The organism is Mesorhizobium sp. M0676, assembly GCF_040320535.1.
Lineage (GTDB): Bacteria > Pseudomonadota > Alphaproteobacteria > Rhizobiales > Rhizobiaceae > Mesorhizobium.
In genome coordinates, this window is the sequence record NZ_JAMYPU010000047.1 from 24,381 (window position 1) to 32,044 (window position 7,664).

Genomic DNA, 7,664 nt, shown 5'->3' on the forward strand with positions numbered 1-7,664 from the left:
GAAGCGGGGCTGCCGGCGGCAGCAGTTTGGGAGATGGGGATGCAGGGGTTTTGGATGAGGGTAGCGGCGGCCGCACTGTCCTGTTTGGCTGCGCTGCTGACGTCTAGCCTTGGGACGGAGGCAGCCGACCGTTTCATCGACGTATCGAACCCGAGCGTCCATCGCATCTTTCTGCCCATGTCACAGTCGGTGACGCTACAGGTGAGCGCCAATCTCGGCGATATCGTTGTCGGCGACGAGAAGATCGCCGATGCCCAGCCGATGACCGACCGAACGCTTTATGTCATCGGCAAGAGCGCCGGCACCACCACGGTCAATCTGTTCTCCCCGGAAAAGCGCTCGCTCGGCGTCATCCAGATCGAAGTCGGCGTCGACGTCAGCGATATGGCGCAGGCGATCCGCCAGGTGGCACCCAGGGCGCGCATCGAGATCGGTTCCATCAATGGCAAGGTCAGGCTCGGCGGCCACGTCAAGGATGGCGCGACGCTGGCATCGATCCTCGAGGTGGCGCAACAATATGGCCCCGACGCAATCATCAACTCCGTGATCGTCGATGACAGCCAGCAGGTCAATTTGGCTGTGCGCATATTGGAGGCGAAGCGCAATGTGGGCCGGGATCTTGGCGTGTCCATCAAGAGCACCAACGGCAGCGGCACTACCAAAGTTGGAACCGGCGACGCCACTGTCGACGCGGATGGAACAGTGTTGGGGGCAGGCGACCTGGTCAGTGGGCTGCTGTCGAGATCAAATCCCTTCGCGGCACTGATCACCCGCGTTATCGACAGCAACATCAAAGTCGACCTCATTATCGAGGCGCTTGAGGCCAAGGGTGTGGTGCGCACGCTCGCCGAACCCAACCTGACCACGCTTTCTGGTGAAACCGCCAGCTTCAACGCCGGCGGCGAAATCCCCATCCGCAGCATAGACTCCAACGGCCAGGTCGTGATCGAATTCAAGCAATTCGGCGTCAATCTGCTGTTCACGCCTGTCGTGCTGGACGACGGCAAGATCCATATGAAACTGGCGCCGGAAGTGAGTGACCTCACCAGCTTCACCACCGCCGGCGACCCGATCTTCACCAACCGCAAACTGCAGACCGTGGTTGAACTGCGCGACGGCCAGAGTTTCGCGGTCGGGGGCTTGTTGTCGAGCAAGACCACCAAGCTCCAGAATCAGGTGCCATGGCTCGGCCAGGTTCCGATTATCGGGACGCTGTTTCGAAATTCGAGCAGCCAGAAGGAAGAGACCGAACTGGTCGTCATCGTCACGCCGCACGTCGTGCGGCCGGTGAAGCCCGGCGAACAGCTGGCGACGCCCTTCGATAAGACACGGCCGGCCAACGATCCGGAATTCTTCGTGCTCGGTCAGCTCGAGGTGAACAAGGACATGATCCGAAAATATGAAACGGGAGACGGTGTGACTGGGCCCTATGGCCACATGCTGGACTTCAAATCGAAGGACAAGATGCTCTATGTCAAGAAATAGCGCCTCGATCCTCATTCTGTGCGCCGGTGCACTATCGGGCTGCGCCGCCGACTATCTGAACCACTACGACACGGTGACGCTCGCCGCCGGCGACACGCAGAAATTCAATTCGCTGCTGCAGACGGTCGATCCGTTCAATCCGAACTCGAAGAACACACATATCGAAGGCGACGGCACGCGGGCTGCGCTTGTTGCCCAGAGCTACAAATTTCCACCGCCACCGCCGCCACCGCCGGCGATGACGGTCAATGTCGGCGGGTCGGGTGTGACCAACGGAGCGAATTGAACAGAAGGATGCGGTTGCGTTGCGCTGGGTGAGCGAGGGCCCTGGTGCAAGGAAGCAGAGAGTAAGGTCATGTTGGGGACCATTAGGGCGTTCTGGAATGATCAACGCGGCATAGCGATGATCCTCGTCGCAATCATGCTGCCTGTGCTGGTTGGCTTCGCATTGTTGGCCATCGACATGAGTCGGGCCTACGGACTGCACAATGATCTTCAGAAGGGTGTCGATGCGCTTGCGCTTGCGACAGCCGCGGAACTGGATGGCAGATCGGATTCGATCACCCGAGCCAACCTAGCGAAGACGACCCTTCTGACCGAGCAGAAGACTAAGTTTTCGACCGCAGGCGATCATACGCTCGCCCTGTCTGATGTAACGGTAACCTACTTGACCGGCATTCCCGCCAGCGACGACACGAGGTTGAGCGCTGCCGGCGTCGACTCGAACGGCGTCAACTGGGCAAGCACCGATCCTAAAGTGGTGTCATTCTCGCTGGTGACGGTGAATGCTTCCGGCCTGACTGATGGTGCGGGTGCCTTTGCAACGATCTTTCCTGCAAGCTTTATCGGCAGCAACGATACTATGGACATCCGGCCGCAGGCCGTGGCCGGGTTCGTTCAGTCGATCTGCGAAACCGTACCGGTTTTCATGTGCAACCCGTTCGAGACGACCGACTCCTCGACCAGCAAGACAATCCAACAGGCGTTTGCCTCTGGCGACACCTACAGCCGAGAGTTCCGCATCCTCAAGGTCGACAGCAACCCCGGTCCCGGAAACTTCGGGCTGATTGACAACAGCCTGAGCTCATTGCGCGATGCCATTGCCATGGGTACCTCCGGCACCTGCTACAATCGCAACGCGCTGACCACAAAAACCGGCGTCACCTTGGGTCAGGTCAACACGGGGTTGAACACCAGATTCGATCTCTATAGCGGCTCACTGAACAAGAACAACAAGGATTGGAACTACCGGCCCGCCAGCAATGTTCGCAAGGGCCAGAAGACAGGTTGCAGCAAATATGACCCGGTCACCGATGGAACGGCGCTGCCGCTCCCTCCCGGCAACAACTACGTCGACACGAAGGGAATGTCCGACAAGATCGCCAATTCAACCTTTTGGTCCACATACTGGACCGTCAATCACGGCGGGACATATCCCAGCGTCCCCAGTGCTACCAACCCGACCGGTAGCAAAACCGCGCCGGCTTCCCGATACGACGTCTACAATTATGAGATTTCGCACGGGCTCGTAGGGGACAAGTCCAAGGCGCCGACAAAGGAGACCGGCGTCCCAGCCTGTTTCAAAGGCACGACCCCGACTGCGGATCCCGATCGGCGGCTGCTCAACATGGCGATCGTCAACTGCATCGCCAACAAAGCCAAGATCAATGGTCATATCCAGCTCAAGCCTGATGGCTATGCCAGTGTGTTCGTCAACGCGCCGGTACAAAAGCAGGACAACACCAAGGACCCCGAGGACCCCTCAGCCGGTGAGAAGCCTATCAGCCTTGAGATCGTCGACGTCGATGGCGGCTTTGCCAACAACACTCTGGTCGACAAAGCATTCCGCAACGAAGCCCAGCTGTACCGGTAGCGCCGACATGACCAAGCTTGGCCACATCATCAGGCGGTTCCAGGGCGACGAAAGGGGCGCCGCCTTGGTGGAAGTCGCGATCACCGTCCCGTTCGTATTACTGCTATCGGCCGGTGTGTTTGAATTCTCCAATATTCTGAACACGCGCCTGCTCCTTGCAGCAGGCGTCGAGGATGCAGCTCGCTACATGGCGCGATGCAGTAGCGACTGGGACACTTGCAAGGGGTGGGCGCAAAACCTTGCTGCCAAAGGGGCAGTCGTTGGCGGCAGTGACAGAGTGTCTGGATGGCTTCCTGCGACAGTTAACATTACCCCTACGTCTACGCCTGCGACCGATGTATCCACAGGCGCCCAGCTTTATCTCAGCAACACGAGCATGGTCGTCGTCGTAAACGTCAGTACATCCTATGCTTACCCGGACGTTGGATTCTTGTCGTATCTTGGCTTTGGTGCCCTTACCCTCAGTGTCTCCCATCAAGAACGAGTCATCGGATGGTGATGGGAAACCAAAGGTTTTGCGCGGAGCAGTCGGGCACCGCGATGGTCGAAATGGCCATCGCTCTGCCATTGCTATTGACGCTTCTGCTCGGCTTCGTCGATTTCGGCTACGCCTTTTACCAATGGAACGCGGGAAACAAAGCTGTGCAAGCTGGCGCAAGACTGGCGCAAATTTCTGGTCCTGTAGCACTCGGCCTTCCATCTGAAACGATAACGCAGGCCGATGTGACCAAAGTCGGCACCGCAGTGCCGGCCGGCACATACGATTATGTCTGCACTGCAAGCACGGCAGGTGTCGCCTGCTGCAGTATCGGAGGAGGCTTGTGCCTACCCGCGAATGCGAGCCAGGCCTCGTTCGACGCGATTTATGACGGCACGGCCAACCGTGCCGGAATGGAAGACTACCTGCCGATGCTTGAGAAATCGCAGGTGCGGATCGAATACGCCGCCTCCGGCCTCGGCTACTGGACGCGCCCCAGTGGCCCGGTCCCGACCATCACGGTCAGCATCACCAATCATCCCTTTCAGTTTTTCTTCCTGGCCGGGCTGCTCGGATTCGGAAACATCACCATGCCGTCCATGCTGAGCACGGTTACGGGCGAAGACATGAAGAGCACGTGGACACCATGAACGCCATCAACACCAAGGTTACACCGACCAAGCGAAAGCAGGTGGCGCTGTTCTCGTCGGATGCGAATTTCAAGCGCGATGTGGCGACGCGCCTCGATGCGCTGGCGATCTACGACGTCAGGGTTTCCGAGACCGGCGACTTCCTCAAGGGGCCGCCCGCCGACACGCGCCCCGGCATCGTCATCCTCGACCTCGGCAATGGCGAGTTGCTCGGCAAGCCGGGCATCGTCGAGGCGCGCGCCCTTTGGGCGACCGTGCCGCTGATCGCGGTATCCGACGAGCTATCGTCGGAGCAGACGCGCGTGCTGGTGCGCATGAACGCTTCGGACTGGCTGCACAAGCCGCTCGACGGCAAGGAACTGCTCAACGCGGTGACTTTCCACGACACCGGCAACCAGGGAACGAAAAGCCGGATCATCACCTTCATCAGCGCTAGCGGCGGCGCCGGCGCGACCACGCTCGCTTTGTCGGCGGCCGAATTCCTGGCGTCGAAATCGAAGGAACGCGGGGCTTCCACCTGCCTGGTCGACCTCGATTTCCAGAGCGCCAATTGCGGCGCCTATCTCAACCAGTTCAACCAGTTCGACCTTGGCGGCATTATCGGCCAGCCGGAGAGGCTCGATGTCGAACTGATGGACGTCATCAAGCTCTCGCGCCCGTCCGGGCTGACGCTCTATTCCTTCGAGAGGCCACGATTGCCTTTCGAACCGCAGGGCAGTGACTTTGTCTTCCGGCTGCTGGACCTAGTCGCCTACCGGTTCGACGACATCGTCATCGATCTGCCGAACATCGAGACGCCTTGGCACAATTCGGTGCTGTCGACGAGCGACGAGATCTTCATCGTCTTCGAACTGAACGTCGCCTCGCTGCGACAAGGCAAGCGGCTCTACAAGAAGATCCGCGAGTTGCGTGGCAATGCTGTCAGCATCACGCTGGTCGCCAACAAGCACAAGCGCAAATGGTTCGGCAACCACTTTTCGCGCAGCGAACTCGAAAAGATCTTCAAGGCGCCGCACATCAAGTCGGTCGCGCTGGACAATGCGCTTCTGGCCGATGCGTTGAACCGTGCTATCCTGCCTGCCGAGGTGGATGGGCGTGCGCGCTTCAACAAGGACCTCAAGCGGATGTTCAAAGAGCGGCTCGATGACGCTGCCAAATAGGGGGCGGCCAAGTAGGTATCGAATTGGCCCGGGATTGGCCTGCGTCATGGGCATTGCGCTGATGATGCTGGTGGATTTCGCCAGCGCACGATCGGCACTTTCGGATCGGCCGCCGCTGCCGGCAATGGGCCCCAGCCTGCGCAAGACAGTTGCCTTCGAGACGACAGAACAGCCCGGAACAATCGTTATCCGCAAGGACGAGAAAGCGCTTTACCTGGTGACCCGACAAGGCCAGGCGCTTCGCTATCAGATCAGCGTCGGACGCGACGGATTTGGCTGGACCGGAGTGGTCGAGGTGGGGGCGAAGACCGAATGGCCGGAATGGCGCCCACCCCGCGAGATGCGCGCCCGCCAGCCGGACCTGCCGCAAATGGTGCCTGCCGGTCCCTACAACCCACTCGGCGCCAGGGCGCTCTATCTCTCTCGGGACGGGCGTGACACGCTCTATCGGATACACGGAACCAACGATCCCAAGGGTGTTGGCTTCGACGGAACATCGGGGTGTTTTCGCCTTACCAACACCGATGTGATCGATCTCTTCAAGCGCGTCGCGATCGGCGCAAAGGTGGTGGTTCAATGACGATGATCAGCGAACCGGACATGCCGGCAATCGAGATTGGGACAGCAACCCGCATTGGAGAGCAAGCTGCCGTTGTGAAACCGAGCGACAAAAGCATTATCGGCGCGGTCATGATCGGCACGTCCCTGCTCACTTTGGTGAATATGGTAGCCGCAGTTTATCTCTACCGCGGTATCAGCGATATGCGGTTTTTGGAAGGGCGGCTGGAGGAACTCGGGACGTTCGAACAACGAATCGGCGGCCGGTTGGACACGGTCAACAACGGTTTTCAGAGCCGATTTGAAAAAATGGACAGTCAGCTGCAGAGCAGCTTTGGTGAAATCAACCGGAGCATAGCCCGGCTGGAACAGAACCAGCCTATTGTCCGTGACGAAATCACGTCGAGCGCAGCGGAACCTTCCGTCGACACGACCAGCAGCATGGCGGAGGCGCCTGCTGTTCTCGATGGTGAAGACGCGACCGAGCCCAGCGTCGTCGATACACCGCGTCCGCCCAAAAGGAGGATTGCAGCTGCTTCGCCTGCCCCAAGCCCCGACTACCAGCGCATAGAGCAGGCCGACGGCAAGGTTTACTACCGGAAGATCAACTAACGCTAGAAAATTGGGGCTGCCTTAAAGATCTCGCTGCAGAGCAACAAGCCTCGCGGCCAGCGCTCCGGATTGCTCTCGAGCTTCGCTGAGAAAGGCAACATGACAGTAGGCGCATGCTGTCAGACCCAGAACCAGCACAAGGCTGTTCTTCAAGGTGAAATCAACTATCAGCGAGAAGGGAAGCCCCCCGGGCACGGCGAATGAAGCGATCGTGCTCGCTGTTTCGGAATGGCTGGTGACGGCGATCATCAACCCGGCGAAAAGCAGGGCGACGTGATTGGCAAGAAAGAAGAAGGCAGCCGACTTTCTTGTGCGGCACGCCGTCCAGCAAACGATCGACGCGGCAGCCACGATGGAGGCATCAACGACCATCGACCCTCCCAGACAGACATCGACCTGTTGCCAAAACATCGTCGATAGCGGCCTTAGTTCAAGCCAAACCCGCCACATTGTGGGACTGGCCGGATATGCTCCCAGCAAGAAAGTCGCCATGCGCTCCCCTGCAAGGATCAGCAGGATCAGAGCTGGGAAGGCAAAGAGCATTATCGAGTTGCGCTTCATGTCACCCTCAACAATCTTGCCTTCAAGATAGATTGCAGAGATTACGCGAGGCTTAACGGAGCGGTGGTGATTCTGTGGTGGCGCGGCCAGTGGGGCATGGCAGCCTGCAAGAGCCATTCGCGTATGGCGCAGCTGCTAGAGCGTTTCAGATTTTGACAGAAGCGTATCCAGCGTTTGCGAAGTAGTTTCTGCATTCATTGGGTTGGATGGTTGATACGAGGTGGCCGATGTGTCGCCAGGTGTCGTCGATGGTTCGCTTCTGGGCGGCTCGCATCCAGTGTTTGATC

At 59.0% G+C, this 7,664-nt stretch carries 9 protein-coding genes and 1 pseudogene; 8 read left to right on the plus strand and 2 right to left on the minus strand.

Annotation, left to right across the window (positions count from 1 at the left end):
• Window positions 1–39 precede the first annotated feature (39 nt).
• The 8 genes from NKI35_RS29620 to NKI35_RS29655 all read left to right on the plus strand — a co-directional run bounded on the left by NKI35_RS29620 (window position 40) and on the right by NKI35_RS29655 (window position 6,816).
• Window positions 40–1,485, plus strand: a complete 1,446-nt coding sequence (locus tag NKI35_RS29620) for a type II and III secretion system protein family protein (protein ID WP_023750724.1) — start codon at window positions 40–42, stop codon at window positions 1,483–1,485.
• Complete coding sequence (locus NKI35_RS29625) at window positions 1,472–1,771, plus strand: hypothetical protein (protein ID WP_023707053.1); 300 nt, start codon at window positions 1,472–1,474, stop codon at window positions 1,769–1,771. Before NKI35_RS29620 ends, NKI35_RS29625 begins: the two co-directional genes overlap by 14 nt.
• Before the next feature lie 69 nt (window positions 1,772–1,840).
• Complete coding sequence (locus tag NKI35_RS29630; RefSeq protein WP_084013635.1) at window positions 1,841–3,358, plus strand: TadE/TadG family type IV pilus assembly protein; 1,518 nt, start codon at window positions 1,841–1,843, stop codon at window positions 3,356–3,358.
• Window positions 3,359–3,365: 7 nt separating this feature from the next.
• Complete coding sequence (locus NKI35_RS29635; protein ID WP_023707051.1) at window positions 3,366–3,857, plus strand: TadE/TadG family type IV pilus assembly protein; 492 nt, start codon at window positions 3,366–3,368, stop codon at window positions 3,855–3,857.
• Entirely contained in the window at window positions 3,851–4,486 is a 636-nt protein-coding gene (locus NKI35_RS29640) for a TadE/TadG family type IV pilus assembly protein (RefSeq protein WP_023750726.1), read from the plus strand. Before NKI35_RS29635 ends, NKI35_RS29640 begins: the two co-directional genes overlap by 7 nt.
• On the plus strand, window positions 4,483–5,646 hold the full coding sequence (locus NKI35_RS29645) for a CpaE/TadZ family protein (RefSeq protein WP_023750727.1): 1,164 nt from the start codon (window positions 4,483–4,485) through the stop codon (window positions 5,644–5,646). Before NKI35_RS29640 ends, NKI35_RS29645 begins: the two co-directional genes overlap by 4 nt.
• A complete protein-coding gene (locus NKI35_RS29650) occupies window positions 5,630–6,226 on the plus strand; it encodes a L,D-transpeptidase (RefSeq protein ID WP_023750728.1) in 597 nt (198 codons plus the stop codon). Before NKI35_RS29645 ends, NKI35_RS29650 begins: the two co-directional genes overlap by 17 nt.
• A complete protein-coding gene (locus NKI35_RS29655; RefSeq protein ID WP_023707047.1) occupies window positions 6,223–6,816 on the plus strand; it encodes a hypothetical protein in 594 nt (197 codons plus the stop codon). The genes NKI35_RS29650 and NKI35_RS29655 overlap by 4 nt, the downstream gene beginning before the upstream one ends.
• 21 nt (window positions 6,817–6,837) lie before the next feature.
• Here the strand turns inward: NKI35_RS29655 and NKI35_RS29660 are convergent, their stop codons facing one another.
• Window positions 6,838–7,377, minus strand: a complete 540-nt coding sequence (locus tag NKI35_RS29660; RefSeq protein ID WP_023707046.1) for a hypothetical protein — start codon at window positions 7,375–7,377, stop codon at window positions 6,838–6,840.
• 145 nt (window positions 7,378–7,522) lie between these two features.
• Window positions 7,523–7,664, minus strand: a pseudogene (locus NKI35_RS29665) (IS630 family transposase); the annotation flags it as partial.

Bases quoted from the DNA above. Each gene is read 5' to 3' on its own strand.
- NKI35_RS29625 (WP_023707053.1), top strand. From the start codon at position 1,472: ATGTCAAGAAATAGCGCCTCGATCCTCATTCTGTGCGCCGGTGCACTA.
- NKI35_RS29635 (WP_023707051.1), top strand. From the start codon at position 3,366: ATGACCAAGCTTGGCCACATCATCAGGCGGTTCCAGGGCGACGAAAGG.
- NKI35_RS29645 (WP_023750727.1), top strand. From the start codon at position 4,483: ATGAACGCCATCAACACCAAGGTTACACCGACCAAGCGAAAGCAGGTG.
- NKI35_RS29660 (WP_023707046.1), bottom strand. From the start codon at position 7,377: ATGAAGCGCAACTCGATAATGCTCTTTGCCTTCCCAGCTCTGATCCTG.
- NKI35_RS29630 (WP_084013635.1), top strand. From the start codon at position 1,841: ATGTTGGGGACCATTAGGGCGTTCTGGAATGATCAACGCGGCATAGCG.
- NKI35_RS29650 (WP_023750728.1), top strand. From the start codon at position 5,630: ATGACGCTGCCAAATAGGGGGCGGCCAAGTAGGTATCGAATTGGCCCG.
- NKI35_RS29655 (WP_023707047.1), top strand. From the start codon at position 6,223: ATGACGATGATCAGCGAACCGGACATGCCGGCAATCGAGATTGGGACA.
- NKI35_RS29620 (WP_023750724.1), top strand. From the start codon at position 40: ATGCAGGGGTTTTGGATGAGGGTAGCGGCGGCCGCACTGTCCTGTTTG.
- NKI35_RS29640 (WP_023750726.1), top strand. From the start codon at position 3,851: ATGGTGATGGGAAACCAAAGGTTTTGCGCGGAGCAGTCGGGCACCGCG.